The organism is Kribbella soli, assembly GCF_004331345.1.
GTDB lineage: Bacteria > Actinomycetota > Actinomycetes > Propionibacteriales > Kribbellaceae > Kribbella > Kribbella soli.
This window is the reverse complement of sequence record NZ_SJJZ01000001.1, coordinates 2,578,711-2,591,899: the sequence shown is the minus strand read 5'-3', so window position 1 is coordinate 2,591,899 and position 13,189 is coordinate 2,578,711. Positions and strand designations below refer to the sequence as shown.

Below are 13,189 nucleotides of genomic sequence, written 5' to 3'. Positions count from 1 at the left end.
TCAAGGTCTGTGGCCGATGAAGAAATCGCGTAGCCGGGCACCGGCCTCGTCGGCCATCACGCCGCCGACCACCTCGGGCCGGTGGTTGAGCCGCCGGTCCCGGACGACGTCCCACAGCGACCCGACCGCGCCGGCTTTCTCGTCGTACGCCGCGAAGATCAGCCGGTCCAGCCGGGACAGCACGATCGCCCCCGCGCACATCGTGCACGGCTCCAGCGTGACCACCAACGTGCAGCCGGTCAGCCGCCACTCACCGACCTGCCGGGCCGCGTCGCGGATCGCGAGCACCTCGGCGTGCGCCGTCGGATCGCCGGTCGCCTCGCGCTCGTTGTGGCCGCGCCCGATGATCTCCCCGCCCTCGTCCACCACGAGGGCCCCGATCGGTACGTCGGGCAACGCCCGCTCGGCCTCCTCGAGAGCCAGCGTCATCAACCGCGACCACGCCTGCCGCAGGATCGGGCTAGCCAACGGCTTCGATCGCGTCTTGGAACTGGTTGCCGAAGCCAAGCGTCTCGGCGATCTCCTCGAGCATCTCGTACGGGTAGAGGTCGACGTCGTCGCAGAGCGCACCGAGGTCCATCGCGGTCATCCCGAGGTCGGCGATGATCGTCAGGTCGCCGGCCGGCACCTGCTCGTCGTCGTCATCGGCCAGCGGGATGTCGAGCTCGTCCACGACCTGCCGGGCCAGCGGCCACTCGGTCGCGGCGGTCACGTCGGAGATCAGCAGCCGGGCACGGCCGCCGAGCACCCGGACCAGGACGAAGAAGTCCTCGTCGACCGACACCAGGCCGAGCACCCCGGCCTCACCGGGATACCGGCGGAGCGCGGACACCAGCGTGGACAGATCGGGCTCACCGCGCAGTACCAGCGGCGTGACGGTCCAGTTCCCGTCCTCGGTGTACGCAGCGACCGCGAAGTCCAGGTCGGTAACCGTGGCATCAGACACCGCATCATCGTCGCAGACCTGCGGCGTCCCGGCGATCTCAAGCCGATATCAGATCCGCCAACACCGGTCAACGGTCAGTGATGGTACGTCGCTCTGCGCATCGCCTCGCGCAACTGCCGGACACGGGCCCGCCGGGGCGCGATCCGGTCGCGCAGGGCGCGCGCTTCGTCGAGCTCGCGCAGAAAGGCGGCACGGCGCCGCAGCCGGTCGAGCTGCTCGGGCGTCTTCTCGGTCATCGAACTGCTCCCTGGTGGGCGACAGGGCAGAATCCAATGCAGTTTCAAGTCTGACAGCGAGCGCGCTTTCCCGCCGCGAATCGCCGACGGTACCGTTCGGCCTTATGCAGATCCTCGTCGTGGACCACCCGCTCGTCGCCCACAAGCTCACCGCGCTGCGCGACGAGCACACGGATTCACCCACGTTCCGGCGGCTGACCGACGAGCTCGTCACGCTGCTCGCCTACGAGGCGACCCGGGACGTGCGGACCGGTCCGGTCACCGTGCAGACCCCGGTCGCGGAGGCGCAGGGCGTGAAGCTCGCCGCGCCGAAGCCGCTCGTCGTCCCGATCCTGCGGGCCGGTCTCGGCATGCTCGAGGGCATGACCCGGCTGCTCCCGACCGCCGAGGTCGGCTTCCTCGGCATGGTCCGCAACGAGGAGACCCTGACCGCGTCGACGTACGCCGAACGCCTTCCGGAGGACCTTTCCGGACGCCAGTGCTACGTCCTCGACCCGATGCTCGCCACCGGCGGCACCCTCGCGGCGGCGATCCAGTTCCTGGTCGACCGCGGCGCCGACCACATCACCGCGATCTGCCTCCTCGCCGCCCCCGAGGGCGTCAAACGCGTCGAGAACGAACTGACCCACCTCGACGTACCGTGCAACCTCGTCATCGCCGGCATGGACTCGCACCTGAACGAAAAGGGCTACATCGTCCCCGGCCTGGGCGACGCCGGCGATCGCCTCTACGGCGTCGCCCAGTAAGTAGGTCAGACGAGGGTGTTGCGGTAGAAGAGGTTGGCTCGGCGGTCTCCGACTACTCCTGATGCAAAGCCGAAGTACAAGCGGGCCGTTGCGTCAGTGGAGCCGTAGACCGCCATGCCCTCGGGCTCGCGGTAGGTGAGGCTCTTGCCGGCCAGCGTCAGGAACGAGTCGACGAGTACGCCGGCGTTGATGTCGTAGCACCACAGCTTCGACGTCGCCTGGGTCTCGTCGGGCTCGCCAGGGTAGGCCTCGCCTTCCCAGAAGTACACGTACGCGCCGTACAACGCCCAGCCCTGGAAGTCGATCCCGGAGGTCAGGGCAGGCTGCTTGAAGGACTCGAGCACGGTCGAGAAGTCGCCGGCCCGTGCCGCCGCCAACGAGTACACGTTGATGTGCATCCCGCCGGACAACGAGTAGCGAACGCCAAGTCGCCCGTACCGCTGATCGACGGCCGGTGTGAAGACGCTGCCGTTGGAGACCGGCTTCCATTTGGTCACCGAGCTCGACGTCAGCGTCGCGCCGTCCTGCCACGGGAAGCGGGCGATCTGCCGCCCGCGCCCGTTGGCCGTGTCGACATCGGTCTCGGTCCAGATGTACGTCGTACTCCCGACGGCCTCGGCGCCGATCGAGACCGCATGACCGAATCCGGTCAGGTACATGTGACCGAGCACAGTGCCGGAGAAGTTGAGTTGGCTGAGGGTGAGGTCACCGCTGTTGGTCGGCGTACCCGATCGCAACTGGCCGGTGAAGAGGCGGTTGTTCGGGGTGTCGAAGGCGAACGACTGCATGACCGTCGGTCCCCACAACGCCTTGCTGCGGAAGAACTCGTTGGTGGTCGCGCTCATCTTGAAGCGCTTGGTGGTCGGGAGGGACAGGGTCCGGGCGGAGGCCGCGGGTACGCCGAGGGTGCCTGCGGCAACTAATGCGCCGGCACCGCTCAGCAACCCACGACGGGACAGGTTGTCCATACGGTTAGACCAATCTGCTGCGATAGAACAGGTTTGCGCGGCGGTCACCCGTCACGCCGGAGGCGAAGCCGAAACAGAGTTGCGGGCAGCCAAGACGGTCGACGTACACGCCCACACCCTCGGCTTCGCGGTAGACCAGGTCGGCGCCGTCCACGATCTTCACGGACTCGACGACCTCGCCCTTGGTGATGTCGTACGTCCAGAGCCTCGACGTCGCCACCGCGGGATCGGGCGTACCGGCGTACGCCTCGCCTTCCCACAGGTAGACGTACGAGCCGTACAGCGCCCAGCCCTGGAAGTCGATGCCCGCTGTCATCGCGGGCTGTTTGAACGACGCGAGCACCCGCGAGAAGTCCCCGGCGCGCGCCGCGGCCAGCGAGTACACGTTGATGTGGAAGCCGTCCGTCAGCGTGTGCCGGATCCCGATCCGGCCGTGCTGCTGATCCACCGACGGCGTGAACACGGCGCCGTCCGCGACCGGTTTCCAGCTGCGCAGCCCCGGCGAGTCCTTGGTCAGCGTCGCGCCGTCCTGCCAACGGAAGCGGGCGATCTGCCGGCCGCGCGCGTTCACCGTGTCCACGTCGGTCTCGGTCCACAGGTACGTCGTACGCCCGACGGTCTCCGCGCCGATCGAGACCGCGTGGCCGAACCCGCTCAGGTACATGTGCCCGACGACGTCGCCGGCGAGCGTGAGCTGCGTCAGCGTCAGATCACCACTGGTAGAAGGCGATCCGGCCCGCAGTTGCCCGGTGAAGAGCCGCTGGTTCGCGCTGTCGAAGGCGATCGACTGCATGACCGTCACGTCCGCCAGCGGCTTGCTGCGAAACACCTCGCCACCCGGCCCGTCGAGCACGAAACGCCGCGTCGGAGTCAGGGTGAACGGGCTGGCGGAGGCGGGCACACCAACGGCTCCGGCAACGACGACAGCACCGGCACCAGCGAGCAACCCACGGCGGGAGAGATTGTCCATAACGCCCGACGGTAAGTCGTTTACCGCGAACTGTCATCAGTTCGCGCATATTTTTCTGCTAACTAACCACCCGACAGTGTTAGAACGCGTAGGGGTACGGCGACCAGTCCGGCGATCGCTTCTCCAGGAAGGCGTCGCGACCTTCGGCGGCCTCGTCGGTGCCGTAGGCGAGGCGGGTCGCCTCGCCGGCGAACAACTGCTGCCCGACGAGCCCGTCGTCGATCAGGTTGAACGCGTACTTCAGCATCCGCTGCGCGGTCGGCGACTTCGCGCAGATCTTCTTGCCCCACTCCAGCGCCACCGCCTCGAGCTCGGCGTGCGGAACGACCTTGTTGACCATGCCCATCCGGTACGCGTCCTCGGCGGAGTACTCGTCACCGAGGAAGAAGATCTCGCGGGCGAACTTCTGCCCGACCTGCCGGGCCAGGTACGCCGACCCGAACCCGCCGTCGAACGACGCCACGTCCGCATCCGTCTGCTTGAACCGCGCGTGCTCCGCGGACGCCAGCGTGAGGTCCGCGACCACGTGCAGACTGTGCCCGCCACCCGCGGCCCAGCCGGGAACGACACAGATCACGACCTTCGACATGAAGCGGATCAGCCGTTGTACTTCGAGGATGTGCAGCCGGCCCGCGCGTGCCGGGTCGATCGAGTCGGCCGTCGTACCCTCGGCGTACTTGTAACCGTCCTTGCCGCGGATCCGCTGGTCGCCGCCCGAGCAGAACGCCCAGCCGCCGTCCTTCGGCGACGGGCCGTTGCCGGTGAGCAGCACACAGCCGACGTCGGTGGACATCCGGGCGTGGTCCAGCACGCGGTACAGCTCGTCGACGGTCTGCGGCCGGAACGCGTTGCGCACCTCGGGCCGGTTGAAGGCGATCCGCACCACACCGGCGTCAACCGCGCGGTGGTACGTGATGTCGGCCAGCTCGAAGCCGTCCACCTGCTTCCAGGCCGACGGGTCGAAGATCTCGGAGACGGTCACCAGGCGAGCATATTTCAGCCGCGGGCAGTGCTCTCCCGCAGTACTACTTCCGCCTTGAACGTCTCGGTCGTCGCGTCGCCGCCCTCGATGGCGAGCTCCAGCGCGCGGCGGCCCATCTGCTCGAGCGGCAGTCGTACGGTCGTCAGCCCCGGCCACACGTCCCGCAGCGTCGCGATGTCGTCGAACCCGGCGACACCGAGCTGACCCGGTACGTCGACACCACGCGCCCGCAACGCCGACATCGCACCGACCGCCATCACGTCGTTCACCGCGAACATGCAGTCCACATCGGCCTTGCGGTCGAGCAGCTGCTCCGCGGCGGCGTACCCACCGTCGCGCGTGAAGTCACCGGACTCGACCGCCACCGGCTGCAGCCCCGCCTCGGCCAGGCCCGCGACGAACCCGGCGCGCCGGTCCCGTGCGGTCGCAAGACTTTCCGGCCCACCGAGTACGGCGAATTTGCGCCACCCGAGCCCGACGAGTTCGCGGGCCAGGTCCGCCGACCCCGAACGGTTGTCCGGTTCAACGGTATGCGCCGGCATCCCGGACTGACTGACCAGGGCGAGACCCGCGCCGGAGTTGAGGAAGGTCTCCACCTCGGTCGCCGTCCGCGCCAAGCTCTCGCTGTCGGTCCGCCGGCTGCCGATCATCACCGCGGCCCGAGCTCGTTGCGCGCGCAACGAAGACAGGTAGGCGATCTCGCGGTCCGAGTCACGGAACGTACTGGCCATCATCACCAGCAGGTTGCGCTCGTCCGCGGCGCGCATCACGCCGTTCGCGATCGCGGCGAAGTACGGGTCCTCGATGTCGTGCACCAGGATTCCGACCACGTTCGTCGACGACTTGGCCAACGCCTGCGCCTGCGCGTTCGGCGTGTAGCCGAGCTCGACGGCGGCGGCCTTGACCCTTTCCTGCAGCTCTGGACGGGGAACCCGGTCCCCGCCGTTCAGCACACGGGAGGCGGTCGCGACCGACACACCCGCACGCTGCGCCACGTCCAGCAATGTCACCGGTGCTCGTAGATTCACTGGCCTACCCTTTCGTGCGTCCCCCCGGGGGCGGTGGCGGTCACCCTACCGAACCCAGCCGTTCTCACGCTGAGTATCGGGCAGGTCGCTGCCAATCCGGTCAGAACCTGGCGTTGCGGCGCGGGAGTGACTAGCCTTCCCAGCCATGAGGACCGTCCGCGCCAGGGTGACGATCCTGGTCTCGTCCGCCGTGCTCAGCCTGACGACTGTCACCGGTCCGGCCATGGCTGCTCAGATCCCGGACGGGCCCGGTACGCCGGCCCCGGCAGCTCCCAGTGTGCCGCAGCACGTCGACGCGCGCACCAAGAGCACCCAGCCGGTCTACGACTACGCGAACGCGATCCGTGAGTCGGTATACGTCGACACCACGATGGACACCGACGGCGACGGCCAGGACGACGTGATCGCGGTCGACATCGTCCGGCCGAGCGAGACCGCCCTCACCGGCACGAAGATCCCGGTCATCATGGACGCTTCGCCGTACTACACCTGCTGCGGACGCGGCAACGAGAGCGAGAAGAAGACGTACGACGGCGACGGCGTGATCCGGAAGATGCCGTTGTTCTACGACAACTACTTCGTCCCCCGCGGCTACGCGATGGTCGGCGTGGACATCGTCGGCACCGGCCGCTCCACCGGCTGCGGTGACGTCGGCGGCCGGGACGAGATCCAGTCCGTCGTCGACGTGATCGACTGGCTGAACGGCCGCAACACCGCGCACACCGCCGACGGGCAGCAGGTGCTGGCGTCCTGGACGACCGGCGCGGTCGGGATGATCGGCAAGTCGTACGACGGGACGCTGGCCAACGGTGTCGCGGCGACCGGGGTGAAGGGCCTGAAGACGATCGTGCCGATCTCGGCGATCTCGTCGTGGTACGACTACACCCGGTCCGGCGGCGTACCGTACTCGGACGACTACATGCCCTGGCTGGCCGGGTACGTCGGCCACGACAGCGCGGCCTGCGACGAGGTCCGCGGCCGGCTCGGCGACAACGACGATGACGACACCGGCGACTACACATCGTTCTGGGCCGAGCGCGACTACACGAAGAACGCGTCGAAGGTGAAGGCCTCGGTCTTCATGACGCACGGGCTCAGCGACTACAACGTGCAGACCAACAACTTCTCGCAGTGGTGGTCGGCGCTGTCGCGAAACAACGTGCCGCGGAAGCTGTGGCTGGGTCTCGAGGACCATGTGGATCCGTTCGAGTTCCGGCGCGACGAGTGGGTGGACGAACTGCACAAGTGGTTCGACTACTGGCTGCAGGGCGTGCAGAACGGCGTCATGAAGGAGCCGATGGTCTCGGTCGAGACGACTCCCGACGTGTGGCGCGACTACCGGACCTGGCCGGCCGTGAACCGTCCGATGTCGGTGCCGCTCGCGGCCGGCAAACTAGGTGCCGCGGGCAAGGGTTCGGTGATGGTCACGGACGATCCCGACCTGACCGAGGACGACATCGTCGCGGACCCGTCGGAGGTGATCGCGGGCCGGCAGATGTTCCTGTCCGCACCGCTCACCGCACCGCTGCGGATCAGCGGCACGCCGTCGGTCACACTCCGGCTGAAGTCCGACTCGTCGACGACACCGGTGACCGCGCGACTCATCGAGTACGGCGAGGCGACGCGGTACTCCGGCCTACGCCGTACCGACGAAAGCACCTGTGAAGGCTCGAGCACCGACTACGACGACAGCTGCTACTACACCGTCGACAAGGTCACCACCCAGAGCGATCACGGCATCGTCAGCCGCGGCTGGATCGACGCCGCCCACAGCAAGTCGCTCTCGAAGCCGACCCCGCTGAAGCCCGGCCAGTGGACCACCGTCACCGTCCCCCTCCGCGCCCAGGACCAGATCATCCCCAAGGGCCGCATCGTCGGACTGGCGATCACCCTGTCCGACACCGAGTGGACGTCCCCCAACACCACCGACGCCTCCATCGACATCGACCTGGCCGGCAGCCAACTCAACATCCCCGTCTCCTCCGGCAAACTCACCGCCCCCACCCAAATCCCCACCATCGAAGTCCAAATCAAAACCCCCACCCAACGCCCCAACCTCCACGACCCCAAGAACTAGAACTCCTCGGTTCGCCGAGTCGTGAACATCGGCTGTGAAAACCAGCCGCGATCCACGACTCGATGAATGGGTCCGGAGCCAATCGCCACGACTGGGCGGGGCTGTGGACAACGGACGTCGTGGGGTGGGCGAAATCGGCACAATGACGGGGTGTTGTTCACGACGGCGGATGCCCAGGCGTTGGGGATCTCCCGAGGCGTGCTGCGCGGCACGCGGTACCGACGGGTGCTGGGGCCTGTGTACGTCGACGGGACGGTCGCCGTCACGCCCCGGTTGCAGGCCGAGGCCGCGTTGCTGATGACGCCTGGTGCGGTGGCGAGCCACGCGACCGCATTGAGTCTGTGGACCGCCAACGACCGCGCCGACGACGTCGTACATGTGACTGTCCAGCGTGATCCGCGACTGACCCTTCCGCGGGTCAGCGGTTTGCGCGTGCACGAAGTACAGCACCTCGACCGCGCGCTGCGTGACGGACTACCGCTGACTCCACCCGAACGAACATTCCTCGACCTGGCGCCGTACTGCGATCTCACCAAACTCGTCGCCGCGGGAGATTCCCTGGTACGCCGTACCGACGTCGAGCCGCTCCACCTGATCGAGGCGACGGCCGCGGCGATCGGCGTACGAGGCGTCCGGCTCGCACGCGAAGCGGCAGCTCTCGTGCGCTCCGGCGTGGACTCCCCGATGGAATCCTTGCTCCGCCTGCACATCGTCCTCGGCGGCCTACCCGAACCTCGGATCGGCTACGTGATCACCGACACCGCGGGCGGCTGGCTTGCGCGACCGGACCTCAGCTATCCCGAGGTCAAGCTGGCGATCGAGTACGACGGCCGGCACCACCTCGTGGACGTCCGCCAATGGCGCCAAGACATCCGCAGGCGCGAGAACCTCGAACGCGAAGGCTGGCTCGTCCGCGTCTTCACGGCGTACGACCTCCTGAACATCCCCCACACCGTAGTCGCCCGAATCGCCGAAGACCTCCACATCCGCCATCACCCCCACCTCGCCGCCTGACCACACCTCTCGCCGAGTCGTGGCAGGTGGCTCCTCCACCCAACCTCGAGTCGTGAAAATCGGCTCCCGATAGCAGCCGAATTCCACGACTCGAGGGGTTAGTTGCCTTCGGCTACGAAGTTCATGGGGTCGCCGGAGGATAGGTCGGTGATGCCGGCGGAGTGGAGGGCTCCGGCTAGGAGGGTTCGGCGGTGGGCTGCGAAGGTCAGGACGTGGGCGACCATGCCTCCGTAGGTGAAGACTCGGGGTGGTTCGCAGGTGGTGTCTACGAAGCTTTCGTCGAAGCGGCCGTCTTCGTTGAGTTGGTTGACCAGGGCCACGAACCGGGCGCCGGCGTCGGCGTGCCGGGTGCGGAGTTCGGGGATCGGGGTGACGACCTGGCGGCCGCACTCGGGGACCTGGAACGGGCGGTCCTCGACGGAGGCCAGCCACATCTCCTCCTGCCAGACCAGGCGGTCCAGTAGGTAGCGGATCGAGATGTCGTCGTCGATCCCCTCGACGGACAGCTCGATCGGCCGGTCCAAGGTGGCGGCGTCCAGGCGGGCGCCGCGTTCGATCATCTCGCCGGTCAACCACACGTGGTGCTCGACCATCCTGACAAGTACGTCCATGCCTCTCACCTTTCTACGAGCCGGCAGCCGAAGTCCGGCCGGCGGCTGGAAGTGCACTCCACTCGGCGCCGCGAGGAAGAACATCCGCGACGCTTCCCGCCGCCACTCCCGTGGCGACATCCCATAAGCCCTGGCGAACGACCGTGTGAACGCCTCGTGCGACCCGTACCCGGCCTCGATCGCAACGTCGAGTACGGCGACCGGCTCGGCCAGCAACCGGTACGCCGCCCGCTCGAGCAGCACCCGCCGCCGGAACGCGAACGGCGACTCACCGGCCACCGCACCGATCACCCGGTCGAAGTGGAACCGCGACAGATGCACCCGTCCCGCCAGCTCAGCACCGTTCACCGGACTGTCGGGACCGCGCAGACCGGCCGCGACCACCGCCACGAATTCTTCGAACACATCCGCCATGCCCACCACTGTGCCCCCACCGGCAGGGTTCCGACTTGATCGAAATTGCGGAACATCTGAGTGGTTAACGGAGTACTCCACAATGTGTAGTAGTCTTCTCCGCGGAGCACCGCCGGTGCCGGAGGAGGTCGCGATGGATACGAGCCAGCTGCTCAAGGGCGTACTGGATCTCGCAGTGCTGGCCGTGCTGCGGGACGCCGACGGCTACGGGTACGACGTACTCCGCCGGCTGCGCGCCGCGGGACTCGAGGACGTCGCGGACGCCTCCGTGTACGGGACGCTCCGCCGGCTGTTCCAGGCCGGCGCGCTGACGTCGTACGTGCAACCGAGCGAGGAAGGCCCGCACCGCAAGTACTACGGGCTGAACAAGACCGGCCATGAGCTCCTGGCCCGGTCGACCAAGACCTGGAACCACTTCGCCGACACGATGTCGGTGCTTCTGGAGGAGGAGGCCGCGTGAACAGCACTCTGACCGGAGCGGTCGCGATCTACCTGACGCAGGTGCGAGCCGAGCTCAGCGACCTGCCGCCGGGTGAGCTGGAGGACGTGCTCCAGGACGTCACCGACCACCTCACCGAGGTAGCGGGCGAGTTCGACGCCGAGCCGACCTTGAGCGACTTGCAGGTGCGCCTGGGTACGCCGCGGCAGTACGCCGACGAACTGCGCACCGCGGCGGGTTATCCGGCACGCACCGAGCCGGTCAGCCAGGACTACCTCACGTCCGGCTGGAAGGCGCTGCGCTGGGGCCTGATCGCCGGCACGGTCGGCCCGTTCTTCGTTGCCGTCAGCATCTTCGCGTGGTCGCACGACGAGACGGCGTTCTTCGGGCTGCTCGGGCTCGGCATCCTGTTCGTCGCGGCGTTCCTCGGCGTACGGGCGTTGCACGGCAACGACCCGCGGATCGTCCTGGACACCCCGCGGGGCGCGCAATGGGCGACGGCGATCCGCGGCTGGATCGACCAGGTCCCGCCGAACGTCCGGTACGAACTGGTGACGATCGGCCAACCGGTCTGGTGGGTCGCGCGCGGCATGATCGGCGCGGGCGGGTTCTTCGCGCTGTTCGGCGCCGCCTCGGTGACCGTGGTCGGCGCCGTCGCCGGCGCGGCGGTCTCGATCTGGATCGGTCGCCGGACCCAGCAGGACCGGCGGTGGCTGTGGTACGTCGTACCGCTCAACGTCGTCGCGGCGGTCGCGGTCCCGGCGTTCCTGGCCGCGGCGTACGTCGGTGCGTCGTTCGGGTTCCTGGACAACTACAACGACTACCGCGGCACCACCCGGGGCTACGAGCCACCCGCCAAGGGAGTGGTGGTGAACGGCTCCACGGTCTCGAACATCTACCCGTTCGATGCCCAGGGCAAGCAGGTCGCGGTCCGGCTGTACGACCAGGACGGCAACCCGATCAGCATGGAGCTGCAGGACTGCGCGACCAGCTACGGGCAGGAGTCACGGGACACCACCAGCAACCTGTTCCCGCAGGCCGTGGTCGTCCCCGACGAGAACGGTGACGTCGGCCCGGACAATTGCAAGGAGACCACGAAGGCGCCGTTCGTCCCACCGCCGGCCCCGGCCACCCGGACGACGTCCTCCACACCGAGCGCCGTCAAGCCCTCCGCTACGCCGACCCCGGGCGTGACGCTCACCGTGCAGCCGACCAGGTGACCCGACGCGCGGACTAGGGTGACTGGCTTCGCTGACCGCCCCTGCTCTGTGAGGTAACCCGCCCGTGTGGATTCTCGGTGTCATCGCCGCCATCGCCATAGTCATTGTCGGTCTGGTGCTGTGGTGGGCGTCGACCGGCCCTGACGACGATCTGGACACCGACGAGGACTTCGCGGTGCAGCGCAGATGGGAGTGGGAGTCCCAGCTCACCGAGCAGCAGGAGAAGGCCCTGATGGAGGGCCTGCAGTCGTACCACAAAAGCAAGGACGGCCCGATCGCCGTGCACAGCGAGCACGCTGAGGTCACGCTGTTCGCGCCGTACACCGTCATCTCGCTGTACCTGCTGGCGCAGCGGTTCGTTGCCCTCGGCCCGGATGCGGTGTCGTACCCGATGAGTTCGGTCGGGCGATTGCTCGACGAGTGCGCCGACAAGGAGCAGCCGGGTGTGCTGCACCTGCGGCACGACTGGTTCCCCGACGAGGGTGTGGACGGCATGGACACGGGCGCCTTCGCCGATCTGGCGATGGACGTGCTGATGCAGCACCCGGACCGGCGCGTCAGCCTCGCGTCCTGGAACGGTGACGGCCTGGTCGACGCGGTCGTCGGCGCAACCGATCCGAGCCTGCACACCAACCGCCTGGCACTCGACCTGGCCCGGGTGCTCGAGCAGTACGGCGAGGCCCGTCAGGCGCAGCCGCAGACGTCGCCGATCGACCTGCTGCGGACGATCCTGCCCAGGATGGTGGCGTCCGAGGCTCCGGGCGTGCTGTGGATCCGCCCGGCCAACGACGACGAGAGGACGGCTCTAGGAACGCACTGACGCCGCCGCGACCCGGCGATAGGTGTAGCCCAGCCGTTCGTACACCGCGATCGCGGCGGCATTGTCGGCATCGACCATCAGTCCGACTCGCCCGTGGCGCTTCACCAACTCGGCGGTCACGAACGCGCACACCTGCCGCGACAGCCCCTTGCCCCGGGCAACAGGATGCGTCGCGACACCCGCGAGGAACCCGATCTCGGGCGCACTCCACGCATCCGCGGCGATACTCAACAGCTCACCACGCTCACCCGTCACCGCCGCCCATCGCCGTACGCCGGGATGCCCGGGCCACGCGTACGACGAGGGCGACGCCTCAGTCAGCAACTCCTCGAGCCCGTCGTCCCCGGCCAGCCAGGCAGCCGTCGTCGTGAGGTCCGGCACCTCGTGAGCATCCATCCACCCGAAGGATGCCGAGAACTTCAGCCCCGGCACCCGCTCCGCCAGCTCACGAATCAGCGCCTCGTCGCCGAACGGCCGGTACGACGGACCGACCTCGGCGAGCACGTCGGCGGTCAACCGCGCCGCGTCGTCGACCGGGCCGATCACCGCGAGCCGATCATGCTTCGACACGTCCGGTGACGCGACCGCCACCGCGGATCCCGCACACCAGGCGCGCACGCCGGCGGCGAACCCCTGAGCCGCCCATCCGATCATCGGGTCGCCCGCACTCACCAGCTCCAGCTGAGCCGATGTCTCGATCTCACGCACAGACCAAACC

Annotated in this window: 15 protein-coding genes; 6 read left to right on the top strand and 9 right to left on the bottom strand. The window is 68.1% G+C overall.

Annotation, left to right across the window (positions count from 1 at the left end):
* The 3 genes from E0H45_RS13040 to E0H45_RS42430 form a co-directional block, all read right to left on the bottom strand.
* Entirely contained in the window at positions 1–429 is a 429-nt protein-coding gene (locus tag E0H45_RS13040; protein ID WP_131337378.1) for a nucleoside deaminase, read from the bottom strand.
* Between the two features lie 31 nt (positions 430–460).
* On the bottom strand, positions 461–946 hold the full coding sequence (locus E0H45_RS13035; RefSeq protein WP_131337376.1) for a tRNA adenosine deaminase-associated protein: 486 nt from the start codon (positions 944–946) through the stop codon (positions 461–463).
* Positions 947–1,020: 74 nt separating this feature from the next.
* Positions 1,021–1,182 carry a hypothetical protein gene (locus E0H45_RS42430; protein WP_165546419.1) on the bottom strand — a complete coding sequence of 54 codons (162 nt, stop codon included), beginning with the start codon at positions 1,180–1,182 and terminating at the stop codon, positions 1,021–1,023.
* A 104-nt stretch (positions 1,183–1,286) separates the two neighbouring features.
* Between E0H45_RS42430 and upp the strand changes: the two genes are divergently transcribed.
* On the top strand, positions 1,287–1,928 hold the full coding sequence (upp, locus tag E0H45_RS13030) for a uracil phosphoribosyltransferase (RefSeq protein WP_131337374.1): 642 nt from the start codon (positions 1,287–1,289) through the stop codon (positions 1,926–1,928).
* A 5-nt stretch (positions 1,929–1,933) separates the two neighbouring features.
* Here upp and E0H45_RS13025 read toward each other — a convergent pair whose 3' ends face one another.
* From E0H45_RS13025 to E0H45_RS13010, 4 genes are all read right to left on the bottom strand, one after another.
* Positions 1,934–2,896: a phage baseplate protein gene (locus tag E0H45_RS13025; RefSeq protein ID WP_131337372.1), complete on the bottom strand. Its 963-nt coding sequence runs from the start codon at positions 2,894–2,896 to the stop codon at positions 1,934–1,936.
* A gap of 4 nt (positions 2,897–2,900) precedes the next feature.
* Complete coding sequence (locus E0H45_RS13020) at positions 2,901–3,866, bottom strand: phage baseplate protein (protein ID WP_131337370.1); 966 nt, start codon at positions 3,864–3,866, stop codon at positions 2,901–2,903.
* A gap of 79 nt (positions 3,867–3,945) precedes the next feature.
* Complete coding sequence (locus E0H45_RS13015; RefSeq protein ID WP_202872274.1) at positions 3,946–4,848, bottom strand: 1,4-dihydroxy-2-naphthoyl-CoA synthase; 903 nt, start codon at positions 4,846–4,848, stop codon at positions 3,946–3,948.
* Between the two features lie 14 nt (positions 4,849–4,862).
* A complete protein-coding gene (locus E0H45_RS13010) occupies positions 4,863–5,876 on the bottom strand; it encodes a LacI family DNA-binding transcriptional regulator (RefSeq protein ID WP_131337368.1) in 1,014 nt (337 codons plus the stop codon).
* 145 nt (positions 5,877–6,021) lie between these two features.
* Here E0H45_RS13010 and E0H45_RS13005 point away from each other — a divergent pair, with 145 nt between their 5' ends.
* Complete coding sequence (locus E0H45_RS13005) at positions 6,022–7,953, top strand: Xaa-Pro dipeptidyl-peptidase (RefSeq protein ID WP_131337365.1); 1,932 nt, start codon at positions 6,022–6,024, stop codon at positions 7,951–7,953.
* A gap of 150 nt (positions 7,954–8,103) precedes the next feature.
* A complete protein-coding gene (locus tag E0H45_RS13000; RefSeq protein WP_131337363.1) occupies positions 8,104–8,967 on the top strand; it encodes a hypothetical protein in 864 nt (287 codons plus the stop codon).
* Between the two features lie 98 nt (positions 8,968–9,065).
* On the opposite strand, the gene E0H45_RS12995 is transcribed toward E0H45_RS13000, so the two are convergent.
* The gene (locus E0H45_RS12995; protein ID WP_131337361.1) at positions 9,066–9,992 is read right to left on the bottom strand and encodes a helix-turn-helix domain-containing protein; all 927 of its coding nucleotides are present in this window, start codon (positions 9,990–9,992) and stop codon (positions 9,066–9,068) included.
* 133 nt (positions 9,993–10,125) lie between these two features.
* Here E0H45_RS12995 and E0H45_RS12990 point away from each other — a divergent pair, with 133 nt between their 5' ends.
* From E0H45_RS12990 to E0H45_RS12980, 3 genes are all read left to right on the top strand, one after another.
* The gene (locus E0H45_RS12990; protein ID WP_131295191.1) at positions 10,126–10,452 is read left to right on the top strand and encodes a PadR family transcriptional regulator; all 327 of its coding nucleotides are present in this window, start codon (positions 10,126–10,128) and stop codon (positions 10,450–10,452) included.
* Positions 10,449–11,651, top strand: a complete 1,203-nt coding sequence (locus E0H45_RS12985; protein WP_131337359.1) for an HAAS signaling domain-containing protein — start codon at positions 10,449–10,451, stop codon at positions 11,649–11,651. Before E0H45_RS12990 ends, E0H45_RS12985 begins: the two co-directional genes overlap by 4 nt.
* Before the next feature lie 64 nt (positions 11,652–11,715).
* Positions 11,716–12,471, top strand: coding sequence for a hypothetical protein (locus E0H45_RS12980; protein WP_131337357.1), 756 nt, complete (start codon positions 11,716–11,718; stop codon positions 12,469–12,471).
* Here the strand turns inward: E0H45_RS12980 and E0H45_RS12975 are convergent.
* Positions 12,457–13,179 carry a GNAT family N-acetyltransferase gene (locus tag E0H45_RS12975; protein WP_238154938.1) on the bottom strand — a complete coding sequence of 241 codons (723 nt, stop codon included), beginning with the start codon at positions 13,177–13,179 and terminating at the stop codon, positions 12,457–12,459. The two genes, E0H45_RS12980 and E0H45_RS12975, sit on opposite strands and share 15 nt — an antisense overlap.
* Between the last annotated feature and the right edge of the window lie 10 nt (positions 13,180–13,189).

Excerpts from the sequence above, each read along its gene's own strand:
- E0H45_RS13020 (WP_131337370.1), bottom strand. The coding sequence starts at position 3,866 with ATGGACAATCTCTCCCGCCGTGGGTTGCTCGCTGGTGCCGGTGCTGTC.
- E0H45_RS12990 (WP_131295191.1), top strand. The coding sequence starts at position 10,126 with ATGGATACGAGCCAGCTGCTCAAGGGCGTACTGGATCTCGCAGTGCTG.
- E0H45_RS42430 (WP_165546419.1), bottom strand. The coding sequence starts at position 1,182 with ATGACCGAGAAGACGCCCGAGCAGCTCGACCGGCTGCGGCGCCGTGCC.
- E0H45_RS13025 (WP_131337372.1), bottom strand. The coding sequence starts at position 2,896 with ATGGACAACCTGTCCCGTCGTGGGTTGCTGAGCGGTGCCGGCGCATTA.
- E0H45_RS13005 (WP_131337365.1), top strand. The coding sequence starts at position 6,022 with ATGAGGACCGTCCGCGCCAGGGTGACGATCCTGGTCTCGTCCGCCGTG.
- E0H45_RS13040 (WP_131337378.1), bottom strand. The coding sequence starts at position 429 with ATGACGCTGGCTCTCGAGGAGGCCGAGCGGGCGTTGCCCGACGTACCG.
- E0H45_RS12995 (WP_131337361.1), bottom strand. The coding sequence starts at position 9,992 with ATGGCGGATGTGTTCGAAGAATTCGTGGCGGTGGTCGCGGCCGGTCTG.
- upp (WP_131337374.1), top strand. The coding sequence starts at position 1,287 with ATGCAGATCCTCGTCGTGGACCACCCGCTCGTCGCCCACAAGCTCACC.